Raw genomic sequence first — 15,302 nt, 5'->3', positions numbered from 1 at the left:
GGCCGGGGGGACCCGGGGGAACCGTGTTGAGGCGGCCGCGTCAACTCATCGTGAATTCACTCAGGGGAGAGTGCATGAGTCAGCTGCTGACCTCGGAGCCCGGCCGTACCGACGCCGAGTTCCTGCGGATCGTCGAGGGGCTGGGCCGGTGGGGCGTCTCAGGGGCGACGCCCGCCACGGCCAAGCTGCGTCCCACCAAGGACGAGCCCCAGCCCCCGGAGGAGCAGCCGGAGTCCGAGCGGCCGGCGGAGGGCGAGGGGACCAGCGAAGAGCCCAAGTGACGGAGTCGCGCATACGACGTGAATTCCGCCATTGCGCCCGTGGCCTCCGAGAGGAAAGTGCGGGCGTAATGGTATGGGATTTCTCCCCATAAACCACGAATGGTCTTGCTACAGTGCCGTTTGTGGATTTTGGCGTCCTGGGTCCGATTGCGGCCTGGCGCGACGGCGAAACGATACCCGTCGGCGGGCCGCGCCAGCGGTGCGTCCTGGGAGCGCTGCTGGTCCACCTCGGGACCGAGGTTCCCGTCGACGACCTCATCGACTTCCTCTGGAACGGCGAACCTCCCCGCACAGCCCGGTCTATCATCCAGGTCCAGGTTTCGCACCTGCGTCGGGCATTTCCCCGCCTGATCGAAACCACCGCCGGCGGCTACCTCGCGCGGGTCGATCCGGAGCGCGTCGACCTCCACCGGTTCCGGGGGCTGTCGGCCCGGGCGCAGGCGGCGGCCGATCCGGAACTCGCCGCGCGGTTGTGGGACGAGGCGCTGGACTGCTGGCGCGGTACCCCCTTCTCGGGCACCGGTTCCGAACACCTCCGCTACACCCTCTGCCTGCCGCTCCTGGAGGAGAAGTGGGTGGCGGTCGCCGCCTGGGCCGAGGCGTGCTTCGAGCTCGGCCGGTACCGCGACGTCGTCACCCGGCTGACTCCGCTGGTCCGGCAGGAGCCGCTGCGGGAGAGCCTGCACCTGCCCCTGATCGCGTCGCTGTACCGCGACGGGCAGCGCGCCACGGCACTCGCCACCTACAGCGAGCTCCAGAAGACCCTCGCCGAGGAACTCGGGATCGATCCGAGCCGCGAGGTGATGGAGCTGCACCAGCGGATCCTGCGCGACCCCGAACCCGACGGCGCCGCCGCCCGCCGGACGGCCACCCCCCGGACGCATCCGCCGAACGGCGGCCGGCACGCCCCCGCCGCCCCGGACGGGCCGGTGGCCGTGGAGTCGCGGGAGCCCCCGCCGGGGTCCGCGGAGGCGGCCGCCGATGACGCCGCCCCGGGGTTCTCGCCCCGCAACGACCTCCCCCGTGACATCCCCGACTTCACCGGTCGCGAGGCCGACCTGGAGCACGTACTGGAGATGGGCGAGGGCGGCGGGGAGCGCGCGGACGTCTGCGTCATCACCGGCCCGGGCGGGGCCGGAAAGACCACACTCGCCATCCATGCCGGCCACCGGCTGGCCGAGCGGTTCCCGGACGGCGGCCTGTTCGTGGACCTCTATGGGCATACTGTCGACCAGGAGCCGGTCAGCGCCCTCTCCGCCCTGGGCAGCCTGCTGCGGGCGGTCGGAGTGGCGGCGGAGGCGATGCCCGACACCGTGGCGGAGCGGGCGGCGATGTGGCGGGCCGCCGTCTCCGGCCGGCGGGTCCTCCTGCTCCTCGACAACGCGCGGTCGTTCGCGCAGATCAGCCCATTGCTGCCGGCCTCCCCGGGCTCCCTCACCCTGATCACGAGCCGGCACGAACTCTCCCTGCTGAGCGGTGCCCGCCACGTTTCGCTGGGGATGCTCGACTCCGACGCCTCGGTCGCACTGCTCGGAGCGGTCCTCGGACCCGAGCGGACCGCGCGCGAACCGGAGTCGGTCCGGGCGGTGGCCCGGCTCTGCGGCGGGTTGCCGCTGGCGCTGCGGATCGTCGCGGGCCGCATGCTGACCCGGCCGCGGTGGACGTTCGCGCACGTGGAGCAGCGGCTCGGCGAGCAGCACCGCAGGTTCCAGGAGTTGCGCACCGACGGGCAGAGCGTCGAGGCGATCTTCGAGCTCTCCTACCAGAGCCTCACCGACGCCCAGCGCGACGCGTTCCTGCGCCTCGGCCTGATGATCGGCGGCAGCATCGACCTCTACGGCGCCGCCGCCCTGCTGGACCGCGACCTGCCCGGCGCCGATGACGTGCTCCAAGAGCTGGTCAGCGTGTGCCTGCTGGAGGAGCAGGGCGTCGACCTGTACCGCTTCCACGACCTGATCGGCGCCTATACCCGGCAGCAGGCCCTGAAGCACCTGCCGGCCGGTGACGTGGACGAGATCCGGCACCGCACCGGCGACCACTACCTGCACACCGCGCAGCGGGCGGCGGAGTGGCTCGGCTCCCGCGGCCACGACTACGAGGTGGACCCCACCACGACCTCGCGCTACCGGGCCGACCTGTCGAACTGGTCCGAGGCGATCGCCTGGTTCGACGTCAACCGCGAGAACCTGGCCGCCGTGGTCGACTACTACGCGGAGCAGGGCAACGGCAAGCAGGCGTGGCAGCTGGCGCACTCCCTGTGGCGGTTCTACGCCGTGCACGGGCAGACCGAGCTGTGGCTGAGCACCCACGAGCGGGCGCTGGAGGCCAGCCGCGCCGACCGCGACGACATGGGCAGCGCGGTGACCCTGATCGGCCTGGGGATCGCGCACTGCCTCTCCGGCAGGTTCGACATCGCGCTGTCGCTGCTCAGTGAGGCGCGCGGCATCTTCGCCCGGCTCGGCGACCGCACCGGCGAGATCCGCGCCATCGCCAACCTCGCGATGGTCTACGAGCGCATGGGCCGGTTCCGCGACGCCCTCGCCGCCCTCGACGAGGTCCTCCACCACGCCGTGGCGATCGGCGACCGGGAGCTGGAGATGCGGCAGCGGAGCAACATCGCCGCCATCGACCAGGCGCTGGGCAGGTTCGATGAGGCGCGGGAGCACTGCGAGGCGGTCCTCGCCCTGCGCGTCAGCGACCATCCGGACGACTGCCACGCGGCGGCCCTGCGGATACTGGGGGAGATCAACGCCCAGTCGGGCGACCTCACCACGGCCCTGGAGCAGCTGCACGGGGCCCTCGGTGTCTTCCGGGACCTCGGCGACCAGTCGGGTGAGACCTACACCCGCAACACCATCGGCGTCGTGCTCCGCGAACTCGGCCGGTTCGAGGAGGCGGAGGAGGCGCACCGGACCGCGCTGAAGCTGGGCCGGGAGACCGCGCAGCGGAGCGCGGAGGCCGAAGTGCTCAACGAACTGGCGGTCACGCACGCCCGCGCGGGGCGGTTCGCCGAGGCGCGCGCCTCCCACGAAGCCGCGCTTGGGCTGGCGCGCAAGCGGCACGAGCGCTATGCCGAGGCGCGGGCCCTCCACGGTCTCGCGCAGCTTCCCGCCGAGGTGGTCGCCCCGGACGACGCCGCGATGATGCTCGCCACGGCGACCAAGATCTTCGCTGATCTGGGAGTTCCGGAGGCACCGGGGCGCGCCTCCGCCGAGGAGTGAGTGCCGCGCCCCGGTGGACGGCGCCTCATGAGACCTGGGTCGGCGGCCGCAGGCCGAAGCCGCGCAGCGCGACCTCCAGCGTGGCGCGCAGCACGTTCTCCTCCCGTTCGGGCTGGTCGGTGTCGCGGTACAGGCTCTGCAGCCGCGAGACGACCGCCATGGTGAGGAACTCCGCCGTGGACCACGGATCGGCGAGGGGGGCGGTCACGCGGCCGGCCTCGACGTCGCGCTGGTACACGTCGACGAGCACCGAGGTCCAGTTGTCCACGAGCTCCTGGTTCCACCTCCGGTGGAACTCGCGGTCCATGTCGGACAGGTCCAGCCCCGTGAGGTAGATCGCCCGCCGGTGCCGCCAGAACTGCACGAGCATGTTGAGTGTGCGTTCCAGGTAGCGTGCGAGATCCTCGTTGTCGCCCAGCGGCTGCGCCCCGAACCGGAGTTCGGCGCTGCGCTGCGTGATGAGCGTCTTGAGCATCTCCTCCTTGGTGGGGAAGTAGCGGTACAGGCCCGAGCGCGCGATCCCGGCCCGGGCGGCGACCTCCTCCATGTCCAGGGCGTGCAGGTTGCTGTTGTCGCGGATCGCCTCCTCCGCGGCGTCCAGGATCCGCTTGCGCGTTCGCTCTCGTTTGGGCGGTTGTTCGATCTGTTCCTGATGCGTGGGTTCGATCATGGTCGTCTCCGGAGACGCGGGGGCCTGGCGCCGCTGATCATCGGCGGCGTAGGCAGTGCGGAACGTCACAGCCCTCACTCACAATAGAAATAAGACACGGTGTCTGTTATTTTGAAGCACGGAGTTCCACACCGGTAGCGCGCAGTGACGAACGGGGCGTGCGTGGCGGTTGGAACACCCGAAGAACGTGGTGGCCCCGGCTCCCCGCCGGGGAATTCGCGTCCTTCCCCTCATAAAACGGCTCGGCGGCGCGACACACCCTCCCTGACCGTCCCTCCCGGCGGTTCATCCCGCGCCGCCGAGCCTGTGTACCAATTCTGCTCGGTCCTGGATCGGGCTCCACCTCATGTCATGGCGGACGGGGCCCGCCATGACATGAGGCCCCGCACCGGTCCGGTGCGGGGCCCGGACCTTGGAGCGGGCGCGGTGCTCCCGCGGCGGTCCGTCGAGCACCGGAGCCTCTCGTAACTGTATCTATGCTGTTCGGCCATGGATCTGTCCCTCCGCCAGCTCTCGGCCTTCGTCGCGGTGGCCCGCACGGGCAGTTTCACCGCGGCCGCCCAGGAGCGGCACATCGCGCAGTCGTCGCTGAGCCGCACCGTGGCCGAGATCGAGCGGCTGCTCGGCGCCAAACTGTTCCAGCGGGACACCCGGAACGTCCAGCTCACACCGGAGGGGGTCGAGCTCCTCGACGTCGCCGAGGACATCCTCGCGGCGCACCGCGCCGGTATGACGCGCATGACGAGGTTCGTCAACGGCGAGCGCGGGGCGGTGACGGTGGCGACGCTGCCGTCCGTCGCGGCGGTACTGCTGCCTCCCGTCATCGCGGCGTTCCGTGCGCACCGGCCCGGCATCGGTGTGCGCATCATCGACACCCACGCGGGCTCGGTGGTCGACCGGATGGCCGACGGCGAGGCGGACCTCGCGATCACCATTCCCGACGGACTACCCGACTGGCTCGCCGGGCGGCCGCTCGTACGGGACCGCTTCCATGCCGTGCTGCCCGCCGGCCACCCGTTGGCCGAACACCCCAGCGTGGGCTGGCGCGGGCTGGCCGAAGCGGGCTTCATCGCACTCGGTGCCGAGTCCAGCGTCCGGGCCTTCACCGACGCGGCCCTGGCCGGCGCCGGGAGCCGCGCGGTGGGCGTCGCGGAGGCGCGCAACGTCGCGGCGGTCGCGGGCCTGGTCCGGGCCGGGCTCGGGGTGTCGGCCGTGCCGGCGCTCGTGCGCACCCTCATGAGCTTCGCGGAACTGGCCGACGGCGTGGTGGTGGAGCCCGTCGTCGAGCGGCGGCTCGATCTGGTGGTGCCCGCCCGGCGGCGGCTCTCCCCGGCCGCACGGCGCTTCGTCGAGCTCCTGGAGGAGCTGCGGACCGCCGGCCGCCCCCTGCCGGACGGGGTGCGGTGGGCCTGACCCCGCTCACCGGCCCGCCGGCACGCTGACGCCGCGCGGACCCGGCGGTGCCATGCGCCGAGTGCATCAATCCATCTCGGATCGATGTTGGACAGCGGTCGCCGGGCCGCCGCAGGCTGGAGGCGGCCCGGCCCCCGTGCGGCCGGCCGGATCCGTGCAGCCGACCACGAAGGCGGGACGAACCTGTGACCACGCGGCCCGACGACGGCATCTCCGACACCTCCGACCCGGCCGGTGCCGGGCGGGCGGCCCGCCCGGCCTTCGGACAGCTCGACGGCCTACGGGTCGTCGAGTTCGCGCACGTGGTCGCGGGACCGCTCGCCGGCGCCATGCTCGCCGACCAGGGCGCTGACGTCGTCCACGTGGAGCCGCCGGGGAGCGGTGACGCGGCGCGCTCCATGGGCCCCACGAAGGACGGCGCCCCCCTGTGGTTCAAGGTCGCGGGCCGCAACAAGCGGTCGGTCACCCTGGACCTGCACGACGAGGACGGGCGGGCCGTCGCCCGCCGGCTGGTCGCATGGGCCGACGTGGTGATCGTGACGCTGCGCGCCGGCCGGCTGCGGGAGTGGGGCCTGGACTGGGAGGCCGTGCACCGCATCAACCCGCGCGCGATCATGCTGCAGATATCCGGCTACGGCGCGGACTCCTCGCTGGCCGACGCCCCCGGCTTCGGCAAGATGGGCGAGGCGCGCAGCGGGGTCGTGCACCTGACCGGCTTCCCCGACGGGCCGCCGGTGCACACCGGCTTCTCCCACGGCGACGCGGTGACCGGGCTGATGGGCGCCTACGCGGTGCTCGCCGCGCTCTACCGCCGCGGACGGACGGCGGACTTCGACGGGGAGTGGATCGACCTCGCGCTGTTCGAACCGCTGTTCCGGCTGGTGGAGTGGCAGGTCATCCTGCACGACCAGCTCGGGCGGGTCCCGGAGCGCTCCGGCAACCAGCTCGCGGTCGCCCCCGCCGCCGTCATCAACACCTACCAGAGCGCCGACGGTCAGTGGATCACCGTCACCTCGGCCACCGTGCGCTCGGTGCGCAACGTGGCACGGCTGCTCGGGCTGCCGGAGGAGGACTTCGCCACCACCGAGCGCCAGCTCGCCGGCCGGGCCCTGCTCGACGAGCGGCTGCGCGCGTGGGTGGCCGGCCGCACGGTCGAGGAGTGCCTCGCGGGGTTCGCGGCGGCCGAGGTCGTGGCGTCGCGGGTCTACACGGCGGCCGACATCGCCGAGGACCCGGTCTACCGGGAGCGGGGCGACATCGTGACCGTCCCGGATCCCGACCTCGGCGACGTCCGCATGCAGGCGGCCATCCCGCACTTCCGGCAGCGGCCCGGCCGCGTGTGGCGCACCGGCCCGGCGCTGGGCGCCGACAACGACGTGGTGTACCGGGAGTGGCTCGGACTCGACGAGGAGGAACTCCGTGACCTCTCCGAACGCGGCGTCATCTGAGCGCGCCGAGGCCCACCTCGGCCCCCTGCGCTCGCTGCTCTTCGTTCCGGGCACGCGCCCCGAGTGGGTGCCCAAGGCGGTGGCCGCGGGCGCCGACGCTGTCATCCTCGACCTGGAGGACGCGGTCCACCCGGACGCTCGGACCGCGGCGCGGCACACCGTGGCGGAGTCGGTCGCCCGGCACCGCGGCGAGATCGCGGTCTTCGTCCGCGTCAACGCGTTGGACACCTGGACCGGTGCCGAGGACGTCCGCCGGGTGGTCGCCGCGGGGCCGGCCGGCGTCGTGCTGCCCAAGGTCTCCGGGACGGCGGACGTGCTGGCGGCCGACCGCCTGATCGGCTGGACCGAGGCCGAGAGCGGCCGGCCCGTCGGCAGCACCGTCCTGCTACCGCTGCTGGAGACCGCCGCCGGGCTGTACGCGGCCGAACGCGTGGCGCGGGCCGCCGCGCGTGTGGGCTACCTCGGGGCGGTCACCGGCCGCGGCGGCGACGTGCAGCGGGCCGTGGGGTACGGGTGGGACCGCGGGGGCGGCGGCACCGCCGAACTCCGCGCGCGGGTGCTGCTCGACGCGCGTGCCGGCGGCGTCCGCCACCCGGTCGCCGGGCTGTGGACCGACATCTCCGACCTGGCGGGTCTGCGCGGTTTCGCCGAGCACAACCTGGCTTTGGGGTACGAGGGGATGCTGGCGATCCATCCGTCGCACGTGCCGGTCCTCAACGAGGTCTTCGGGCCGGACGAGCGGGAGCTGGAGTACCTGCGGCGGCTGGTCCGCGCCATGGAGGAGGCACGGGAGCGCGGTGCGAACGTGACCGTGTTCGAGGGCGACATGGTGGACGAGGCGATGCTGGTGACCGCGCGCCGCAGACTGGCGGCGTACGGCGGCTGAGCCCGCGGCCGCCTCGGGAGCGCGCGCCGCCCCGCCTCCCGCACGGGAGGCCGCGCGTGCCCGCTGCCGCGGGGTGCTCCCGAAAGGGACCGCCGGAGCGGCCCGCGGGACGCCCGCCGGGCCGGGCGCGGGCCGCGTGCCTGGCTTCCCCGCGTTCCGGGCCCCCGACCAGTCCGTACCGGGACCGCCGTGCGCGCGGCAGGCGCGTCCCGCGCGCCGGGCGGGCCGGCGGGGTTCCGGCCGCGTCGGCCCGCGGTCGGCGCCTCGGCATCGGGACACCCATGCGGTGCGTGCATCAATGCGTGCGGAACCGGTGTTGGACGTGTGATCAGTGTGCTGGTCACTATGGGCTGGAACACGGCTAATGGTGAAGCGCCTCACATGTCCGACGCTCGCCGCCCCGCGCCGTGCGCCCTTCCTCCGTCCCTCCAGGAGAACCGCCCATGTTGACATGGATGGGGTCGCTGACCATCGCGGCAGTGCTGGCGCTGCTACTGACGAACCGGGTCACCGCCGTGGTGGCGCTGATCGCGGCGCCCGTGGTCGTGGCCTTCGCCGCCGGGTTCTCGGCGTCCGAGATCAGCGGATTCGCGCAGGCCGGGATCGCGGACGTGGCGGGGACGGCCGCCATGTTCGTCTTCGCGATCCTCTACTTCGGCGTCATGCGCGACGCGGGGATGTTCGACCCGCTGGTGCGCCGGGTGCTCCGCGTCGCGGGGCACAACCCGGTGACGATCGCCGTCGCCACGGTCCTCCTGGCGATCGTCGCCCATCTCGACGGGGCGGGCGCCACCACCTTCCTCATCGCCATCCCCGCCCTGCTGCCGCTCTACGACGCGCTGGGGATGCGCCGCCTCGTCCTCGCGGCCCTCGTCGGCCTCGGAGCGGGCGTCATGAACCTCACCCCGTGGAGCGGTCCGACCGCCCGTGCGGCGACCACGATCGGGGTCGACGGCAACGAGATCTGGGTGCCGATGATCCCGGCGCAGCTCGCGGGCATCGCGGCCGTCCTGGCGATCGCGGTGTTTCTCGGCCTCCGTGAGCGCCGCAGGCTCGCGTCGGCCGGGGGCCCCGCGCAGGGGGCGGCGCCGGACGCGGCCGGCACCGGAGCGGGCGCCGGACCGGAGACGCAGGGCACCGAGCCGGACCTGGAGCGCGCCGAGCTGCTCCGACCGCGGCTCTTCTGGCCCAACATAGTGCTGACCGCCGCCGTGGTGGGGGTGCTCGTCTCGGGGGTGTGGCCGCCGGAGCTGGTGTTCATGGTGGGGCTCGTGGTGGCGCTGATGATGAACTACCCGGGAATGCGGCGGCAGAGCGAGCGCATCAACGCGCACGCGCAGGGGGCCATCCTCATGGCGAGCACCCTGCTGGCCGCGGGCGTCTTCCTCGGCGTCATGGACGGCAGCGGCATGGTCGAGGCCATGGCGCACAGCGCCACCGGGATGGTTCCGGAGGCGGTCGGTCCCGGGCTGGCCCTCGTGGTCGGAGTGCTCGGGGTGCCGCTCAGCCTGGTGTTCGGTCCGGACGCCTACTACTTCGCGGTGCTCCCCGTGCTGGCCGAGGTGGGCGCGAACTTCGGGATCTCTCCGCTCGAGATGGCGCAGGCGTCCATCGCCGGGCAGGAGACGGTCGGCTTCCCGATCAGCCCGCTGACCGGCTCCTTCTACCTGCTCACCGGGCTCACCGGGGTCTCCATCGGCTCGCACATCCGGTTCCTGCTCCCGTGGGCTTGGCTGGCCAGTCTCGTCGTCCTCGCCGTCGCGGTCCTCACGGGGGTCGTCCCGGTCTGGGGCTGACCGCCGGCGCCCACCGGAACCGCCCGCGCCGCCGGTATCCGGCGCCGCGGGCGGGCCCCTGCGCTGTCGGCGCGCACGTGGTCGACCGGGTGGCGAACATCCGCATGGGACGCGGCGGCGGCCGGGTGCCGCACAAGCCGCCGCTGCTGCGCTACGCGCTCGGGCGGTTCCAGCGCACCGGCCCCGGGACGATCCCCACCAGGAGGCCGAGGAACCGCTGAAGCGGCTGATCCGCGGCTTCGGCCCGCCCAGCGCCAGCGGACCGCACTACCCCTTCCACCACCTCGGCAACGACGACGGCGCGTTCCGCGGCTACGAGGGGCGGCTCGACGACGGCCTGTCCGTCGGCCTCGAGGCGGCACACGTCCGCTGGTGGGCCTTCGAGGGCCCGGACAGCGTGGACAACGGCATCTGCCTCTGCTCGCTGCACCACAAACTCTTCGACAAGGGGGTCCTCGGGCTGACCAGCGACCGGCTCATCACCGTCTCCCGCGCGTTCGTCGGGCGCGCCGCGGCGGCGCGGGCCCAGGTGCACGCGCCGGACGCGCGGGGCGTGCACGCGGAACACATCGCCTGGCACCGCGGGGAGGTCTTCCACGGCGCACCGCGGACGCCCGCCTGACCCGCGCACGCGCCCGCCGGGCCGCTGCGCCGGCGCCGGGGCGGACGCCGCCGCGTGTCAGGCGGGCGGCGGCACCGCCTCGCCGGCCGGCGGGGGCGGCGGCGGTGTGCCGTCGCCGAACGGGCGCCCGCCCAGGGCCTCCCGGCCGTGCGGGGTGGTCCAGCCGGAGAGGTCGGGGCCGACCGGCACGATCCGCGTGGGGTTGATCTGGTCGTGCACCGCGTAGTAGTGCCGCTTGATGTGGTCGAAGTCGATCGTGTCCCCGAAGCCGGGGGTCTGGAACAGGTCGCGGGCGTAGGCCCACAGCACCGGCATCTCGGACAGCTTGCTGCGGTTGCACTTGAAGTGGCCGTGGTAGACCGCGTCGAAGCGGACCAGGGTGACGAACAGCCGGACGTCGGCCTCGGTGATGGTGTCGCCGACGAGGTAGCGCCGGTGCGCCAGCCGGTCGGAGAGCACGTCCAGGCGGTCGAACAGCCGGGTGTAGGCGCGCTCGTACGTGTCCTGCCGCCGGGCGAATCCGGCGACGTAGACGCCGTTGTTGACGTCGCGGAACACGTCGGCGTTGACGGCGTCGATCTCGGCGCGCAGCGCCTCCGGGTAGAGGTCCGGCGCGCCGGGGCGGTGCAGCCGCCGCCACTCGGTGGCGAGGTCCAGTGTGATCCGCTGGTAGTCGTTCGTGACGAGCCGGCCGCTCGGGACGTCCACGATGGCGGGCACGCTCACGCCGCCGGTGTAGCCCGGGTCGCGCGCGAGGTAGGCCTCCGACAGGAACCGGATGCCGAGCACGGGATCGCGGCCGTCCGGGTCGAGGGTGAACCGCCAGCTCCGCTCGTCCTGGATGGGATCGGTGACCGCCACCGGGATCGCCGGCTCCAGGCCGAGCAGCCTGCGGACGATCAGCGAGCGGTTGGCCCACGGGCAGGCCCGGCTGACGACGAGCCGGTAGCGGCCCGGCTCCACCGGCCAGCCGGACGACCCGTCGGCGGTGATGCGGTCGGCGAAGTGGCTGGGCGACCTCTTGAACTCGGGGGTCTGCTCGGTACCGCTCATCGTCGCGTGCTCCTTCCACCGTGGCTGCCGGCCTCCACCGCCGCGGCGACAGCGGTGGCGCCGCAGGCGTCGAACTCCTCCGGGGCACCGCCGGGCGCCAGCCGGGCGAGGAACCCCGCGACCTGGTCGAGTTCGCGGTCGGGGAGCAGCGCCGCGAAGTTGCGCTGGACACCCGCCAGATGCACGGCGGCGGCCTCCGCGAGCCGCTCGACCCCCGTGTCCGTGAGCACCGCGTAGACACCGCGCCGGTCGCCGGGCGCCGGCTCCCGCGTGACGAGGCTGGCCTGCGCCATCCGGTCGACGAGCCGGGTCAGCCCGCCGGTCGTGTACAGGACGGCGACGGAGAGGTCACTCATCCGCATCCGGCGTCCGGGCGCCTCCCGGAGCCGCAGGAGAACGTCGTACTCGGCCAGCGACAGCCCCGCGCCGTCCTTGAGCTCGCGCTCCAACTGCACCATCAGCAGGCTGTGCCCCTGGAGGAAGTCCCGCCACACCGCCAGCCGGCGCGCGTCCGGCCGTTGCCCGTCCATGTGTCCTCCTCTGGTCCTCGTGTCCCAGTATCCGCCTCACCGACGACACCGCGCCGACGGGCGCGGTGAAAACCGTTCGCGCTCCCGCGCCGAGGGCCGGACAATCCGTGCCATGGAAGCACGCCACTGGCCGATGTACGACCTCCGCATCCGCACGCCCCGGCTGGAACTGCGCCTGCCCCTCCTGTCCGAGCTCGACGACCTCGCGGAACTGGCCACAGAGGGCGTCCATGACCCCGCGGTGATGCCGTTCGGGGTGCCGTGGACCGACGCCGAGCCGGACGAGGTGGGGCGCGGCGTCATGCAGTACCACTGGCGGATGCTCGGCGCCTGCACACCGGGCGACTGGCGGCTGCCCCTCGCGGTCTTCCTGGACGGCAGGATCGTCGGGACCCAGGAGCTGGCGGCCCTGGACTTCGCCGTGCTGAGGGAGGTGCGCACCGGATCGTGGCTGGGGCGCCGCTACCAGGGCCGCGGGATCGGCTCCGAGATGCGCGCCGCCGTGCTGGACCTCGCGTTCGTCGGGCTGGGCGCCGAGGCGGCGCGCTCGACCGCGATGTCGGACAACCCCGCCTCGCTCGGAGTGTCCCGCAGACTCGGCTACCGCCCTGACGGCACCAGCCTGCTCACGAGCCGGAACCGGCCGGCCGTGCAGCAACGCCTGCTGCTGAGCCGGGACGACTGGGAGAAGCACCGCACGGTCCCCGTCGAGCTGGCGGGCCTGGAACGCTGCCTGCCGCTCCTGGGGGCCTAGCGGCCGCCCCCGGACGGGACCGGCACGGCCGGCCCCGGCACCCCCGTGCGCCGACCGCGCGGCCCGGCTACCCTCGCAGAACATGACCGACACGCCCCCTCCCACCCGATACGCCTGGCTGGACTTCAACGCCCCGCTCTCCGACGCGCGCGCCCGCCGGCTGGTCGAGCGCCTCGCCCGACCCGCCCCAGCCACGGTGCTGGACTTCGGCTGCGGATGGGGAGAACTGCTGCTGCGGCTGCTGGCCGCGGTCCCGGGGGCGGTGGGGACCGGCATCGACACCGACCGCAGCCTGCTCGCCCGCGGCCGTGCCAACGCCGCGCAGCGCGGGCTCGCCGACCGGGCGGCGTTCGTCGAGGCGCCGGCGGCCGGCCGGGACGACACCGCCGACCTGGTCGTCTGCGTGGGCGCGAGCCACGCGTTCGGGGACACCGCGGACGCCCTGGGTGCCCTGCGGCGCGCCGTCCGCCCCGGCGGCCGGGCGCTGTTCGGTGACGGGTTCTGGGAGCGCACGCCCACGCCCGGCGAACTCGCCGAGATGTGGCCGAACGCGTCCCGGGACGACTACCCCGACCTGGCGGGCCTGGTCGACCTGGCGGTCGACGCGGGCTTCCGGCCCCTGTGGGTCGAGGCGGCGAGCGGTGATGAGTGGCACGACTTCGAGTCCGGGTTCCTGGCCGACCGCGAGCACTGGCTGCTGACGCACGGCGACCGGCCCGAGGCCGAGCAGGTGCGCGCGTCGGTCGACCGGCACCGCGCCAGGTGGCTGCGCGGCTACCGGGGGGTGTGGGGGTTCGGCTACCTGACGCTGGGCGTGCCGGAGTCCTGACGAGGCGCGGGGGGACCGCCGTCCGACGCGGCCGCGTGCCGCGGGCGTTGCGCCGCCAGCATGAGGAAGGACGGCCGACGCAGCTCGTCGGCGAGATCCGGCCTCCGGTCGACCTCGTCGGGGTCGGGGACGGGCTCCACGACGGCGAGCAGCGCCAGCCCGGCAGCCAGCAGGCCGTTCACCAGCGTGCTGACCCGGCGGTGGTACTTCAGCACCCCGTCGACGAACCACGTCTGGGTACGGGGTCCCTCGTCGGCGTAGTCGTCGACCGCCCAGACCCGGTCGTCGTGCCCGGCGTCACCCGCTCGGCCGGCCCGCACCCAGCCCGCCATCGGGTCGCGCGCCGTGCACACGGGGTGCTCCACCGAGAAGACCAGCCGGCCGCCGGGGCGCAGCCACGTGGCGATCCGCGCGACCAGCCCGGTGTAGTCCGCGACGTAGTGCAGGGCCAGGCTGCTCACCACGAGGTCGGCACTGCCGGGGCGCAGGGCCAGCGTCTCCAGGTCGGCCCGCAGGTACCCGACGCCGGGGTGCGGGCGCGCCAGAGCGAGCATCCGGGCTGAGGCGTCGACCCCGAGTACGTGCGCCGCGCCCGCGCCGGCCAGTCGCCGCGCGAGCGCGCCGGCGCCGCAGCCGAGGTCCACGACGGATGCCCCGGACACGTCCGGCAGCAGCCGGGCCAGCGCGGGGATCTCCAGTACCTCGTTGAGGCCCGACCGGGTCTCGCGCAGCCGCCGGTAACCGGCGAAGAAGCGAGGGTCGTCGTACAGCTCGCGTCCGGGGATGGCCATCGCGCCTCCTGCCCGTCGTCGGGAGCGCGGCGGCGGGCGCGGTGCCCGGTGCCGCGGCGCTTCGATGGTAGTCGCGCCGCCCCGGAGCGGCGCGGCGGCGGCGCGCCGTCCTGCGCCGTGGCCGGGTCTGGGGCGGCGCGTCCCGCCTGGGCTTCTCGGCGGACCGGGTGGGCTCGGCGGTGGCCGGCACGCGCGGACCCGGCGGCTCCCCGCCGCGGGCCGGCGAATCCCCGGCTCTCGGGCGACCAGCGGTTCTCCGACCTGTGGACGCCGCTGCTGGCCGACGGCCTCGTACACGCCGAGCAGGGCTGGACCGAGGAGTGGTGGCGCGGGATGTCCTCCGGCCGCTACGCCATGTGGATCGCCGGCGCCTGGGCGCCCGGGTCGCTCAGCAGCACCATTCCCGAGACGGCCGGCTCCTGGCGGGTGGCCCCGATTCCGCAGTGGGAGGACGGGGCGGCGACCAGCGCCGAGAACGGGGGCTCCTCCGTCGCGGTGCTCGGCCAGTCCGAGAACACGCTCGCCGCCATCGGCTTCGCCCAGTGGCTGAACAGCGACCCCGAGGCCGTGCGCTCGCTCAACCGGGACGCGGGGCTGTTCCCGGCGACCACCGAGCTGCTGGAGGACCCCGAGTTCCTCGACGAGGAGAGCGAGCTCATGGGCGGCCAGCAGGCCAACCGGGTCTTCGCCGAGGCGTCCGCGGCGGTCGCCCCCGGCTGGCAGTACCTGCCGATCCAGGTCTACGCCAACAGCGTGTTCGGCGACAGCGTCGGACCGGCCCTCACCGGAGGCATCCCGATCGCCGACGGCCTCGCCGCCTGGCAGGAGGAGATCGCGCGGTACGGCGAGGAGCAGGGCTTCACCGTCTCCACCCGGTGACCGGCATCCCGGGGCGGCGGCCCGGGACCGGCCGCCGCCCACGGCCTGCACGCCATCGTGCGCCCCGGCCCCTACATCTGCGCCGAGTGGGACAACGGCGGGCTGCCCGGCTGGCTGACCCGGGACCCG

13 protein-coding genes and 4 pseudogenes are annotated in these 15,302 nt (G+C 73.9%); 13 read left to right on the top strand and 4 right to left on the bottom strand.

Features of this window, described 5'->3' with window-relative positions:
* Positions 1 to 74: 74 nt before the first annotated feature.
* From DEF28_RS21005 to DEF28_RS29225, 4 genes and pseudogenes are all read left to right on the top strand, one after another.
* Positions 75 to 281, top strand: coding sequence for a hypothetical protein (locus DEF28_RS21005; RefSeq protein WP_114400933.1), 207 nt, complete (start codon positions 75 to 77; stop codon positions 279 to 281).
* 113 nt (positions 282 to 394) lie between these two features.
* Positions 395 to 1,096: pseudogene (locus DEF28_RS29235) on the top strand (AfsR/SARP family transcriptional regulator); the annotation flags it as partial.
* A gap of 276 nt (positions 1,097 to 1,372) precedes the next feature.
* Positions 1,373 to 2,035 (top strand): annotated as a pseudogene (locus DEF28_RS29230) (NB-ARC domain-containing protein); the annotation flags it as partial.
* 57 nt (positions 2,036 to 2,092) lie between these two features.
* Positions 2,093 to 3,502: a tetratricopeptide repeat protein gene (locus DEF28_RS29225; RefSeq protein ID WP_449405548.1), complete on the top strand. Its 1,410-nt coding sequence runs from the start codon at positions 2,093 to 2,095 to the stop codon at positions 3,500 to 3,502.
* A 25-nt stretch (positions 3,503 to 3,527) separates the two neighbouring features.
* Here the strand turns inward: DEF28_RS29225 and DEF28_RS20995 are convergent, their stop codons facing one another.
* Entirely contained in the window at positions 3,528 to 4,172 is a 645-nt protein-coding gene (locus tag DEF28_RS20995) for a TetR/AcrR family transcriptional regulator (protein ID WP_114399641.1), read from the bottom strand.
* Between the two features lie 489 nt (positions 4,173 to 4,661).
* Here DEF28_RS20995 and DEF28_RS20990 point away from each other — a divergent pair, with 489 nt between their 5' ends.
* The 5 genes and pseudogenes from DEF28_RS20990 (at position 4,662) to DEF28_RS29095 (ending at position 10,337) form a co-directional block, all read left to right on the top strand.
* Positions 4,662 to 5,585: a LysR family transcriptional regulator gene (locus DEF28_RS20990; RefSeq protein ID WP_114399640.1), complete on the top strand. Its 924-nt coding sequence runs from the start codon at positions 4,662 to 4,664 to the stop codon at positions 5,583 to 5,585.
* A gap of 185 nt (positions 5,586 to 5,770) precedes the next feature.
* Positions 5,771 to 7,033: a CaiB/BaiF CoA transferase family protein gene (locus DEF28_RS20985; protein WP_199493432.1), complete on the top strand. Its 1,263-nt coding sequence runs from the start codon at positions 5,771 to 5,773 to the stop codon at positions 7,031 to 7,033.
* Complete coding sequence (locus DEF28_RS20980; RefSeq protein WP_181874393.1) at positions 7,005 to 7,919, top strand: HpcH/HpaI aldolase/citrate lyase family protein; 915 nt, start codon at positions 7,005 to 7,007, stop codon at positions 7,917 to 7,919. The genes DEF28_RS20985 and DEF28_RS20980 overlap by 29 nt, the downstream gene beginning before the upstream one ends.
* 443 nt (positions 7,920 to 8,362) lie before the next feature.
* Positions 8,363 to 9,715, top strand: a complete 1,353-nt coding sequence (locus DEF28_RS20975) for a CitMHS family transporter (RefSeq protein ID WP_114399639.1) — start codon at positions 8,363 to 8,365, stop codon at positions 9,713 to 9,715.
* A 104-nt stretch (positions 9,716 to 9,819) separates the two neighbouring features.
* Positions 9,820 to 10,337 (top strand): annotated as a pseudogene (locus tag DEF28_RS29095) (HNH endonuclease).
* Between the two features lie 57 nt (positions 10,338 to 10,394).
* Here DEF28_RS29095 and DEF28_RS20965 read toward each other — a convergent pair.
* Together DEF28_RS20965 and DEF28_RS20960 are read right to left on the bottom strand one after the other, a co-directional pair.
* Positions 10,395 to 11,390, bottom strand: a complete 996-nt coding sequence (locus DEF28_RS20965) for a glutathione S-transferase family protein (protein ID WP_114399638.1) — start codon at positions 11,388 to 11,390, stop codon at positions 10,395 to 10,397.
* Complete coding sequence (locus tag DEF28_RS20960) at positions 11,387 to 11,920, bottom strand: MarR family winged helix-turn-helix transcriptional regulator (RefSeq protein WP_114399637.1); 534 nt, start codon at positions 11,918 to 11,920, stop codon at positions 11,387 to 11,389. Before DEF28_RS20960 ends, DEF28_RS20965 begins: the two co-directional genes overlap by 4 nt.
* 112 nt (positions 11,921 to 12,032) lie before the next feature.
* On the opposite strand from DEF28_RS20960, the gene DEF28_RS20955 reads away from it, so the two are divergent.
* Together DEF28_RS20955 and DEF28_RS20950 are read left to right on the top strand one after the other, a co-directional pair.
* Entirely contained in the window at positions 12,033 to 12,674 is a 642-nt protein-coding gene (locus DEF28_RS20955) for a GNAT family N-acetyltransferase (protein ID WP_114399636.1), read from the top strand.
* A gap of 82 nt (positions 12,675 to 12,756) precedes the next feature.
* Positions 12,757 to 13,503, top strand: coding sequence for an SAM-dependent methyltransferase (locus DEF28_RS20950; RefSeq protein ID WP_114399635.1), 747 nt, complete (start codon positions 12,757 to 12,759; stop codon positions 13,501 to 13,503).
* Here the strand turns inward: DEF28_RS20950 and DEF28_RS20945 are convergent.
* Complete coding sequence (locus tag DEF28_RS20945) at positions 13,473 to 14,294, bottom strand: class I SAM-dependent methyltransferase (RefSeq protein WP_114399634.1); 822 nt, start codon at positions 14,292 to 14,294, stop codon at positions 13,473 to 13,475. The two genes, DEF28_RS20950 and DEF28_RS20945, sit on opposite strands and share 31 nt — an antisense overlap.
* Before the next feature lie 117 nt (positions 14,295 to 14,411).
* Between DEF28_RS20945 and DEF28_RS20940 the strand changes: the two genes are divergently transcribed.
* Positions 14,412 to 15,173 carry an extracellular solute-binding protein gene (locus DEF28_RS20940; protein WP_147280209.1) on the top strand — a complete coding sequence of 254 codons (762 nt, stop codon included), beginning with the start codon at positions 14,412 to 14,414 and terminating at the stop codon, positions 15,171 to 15,173.
* A 42-nt stretch (positions 15,174 to 15,215) separates the two neighbouring features.
* Positions 15,216 to 15,302 (top strand): annotated as a pseudogene (locus DEF28_RS20935) (beta-galactosidase); the annotation flags it as partial.

It is taken from the genome of Marinitenerispora sediminis, assembly GCF_003336425.1.
Classification (GTDB): domain Bacteria; phylum Actinomycetota; class Actinomycetes; order Streptosporangiales; family Streptosporangiaceae; genus Marinitenerispora; species Marinitenerispora sediminis.
This window is presented reverse-complemented; position numbering and strand designations above follow the sequence as displayed.

Excerpts from the sequence above, each read along its gene's own strand:
- DEF28_RS21005 (WP_114400933.1), top strand. The coding sequence starts at position 75 with ATGAGTCAGCTGCTGACCTCGGAGCCCGGCCGTACCGACGCCGAGTTC.
- DEF28_RS29225 (WP_449405548.1), top strand. The coding sequence starts at position 2,093 with ATGATCGGCGGCAGCATCGACCTCTACGGCGCCGCCGCCCTGCTGGAC.
- DEF28_RS20995 (WP_114399641.1), bottom strand. The coding sequence starts at position 4,172 with ATGATCGAACCCACGCATCAGGAACAGATCGAACAACCGCCCAAACGA.
- DEF28_RS20990 (WP_114399640.1), top strand. The coding sequence starts at position 4,662 with ATGGATCTGTCCCTCCGCCAGCTCTCGGCCTTCGTCGCGGTGGCCCGC.
- DEF28_RS20975 (WP_114399639.1), top strand. The coding sequence starts at position 8,363 with ATGTTGACATGGATGGGGTCGCTGACCATCGCGGCAGTGCTGGCGCTG.
- DEF28_RS20965 (WP_114399638.1), bottom strand. The coding sequence starts at position 11,390 with ATGAGCGGTACCGAGCAGACCCCCGAGTTCAAGAGGTCGCCCAGCCAC.
- DEF28_RS20960 (WP_114399637.1), bottom strand. The coding sequence starts at position 11,920 with ATGGACGGGCAACGGCCGGACGCGCGCCGGCTGGCGGTGTGGCGGGAC.
- DEF28_RS20955 (WP_114399636.1), top strand. The coding sequence starts at position 12,033 with ATGGAAGCACGCCACTGGCCGATGTACGACCTCCGCATCCGCACGCCC.
- DEF28_RS20950 (WP_114399635.1), top strand. The coding sequence starts at position 12,757 with ATGACCGACACGCCCCCTCCCACCCGATACGCCTGGCTGGACTTCAAC.
- DEF28_RS20945 (WP_114399634.1), bottom strand. The coding sequence starts at position 14,294 with ATGGCCATCCCCGGACGCGAGCTGTACGACGACCCTCGCTTCTTCGCC.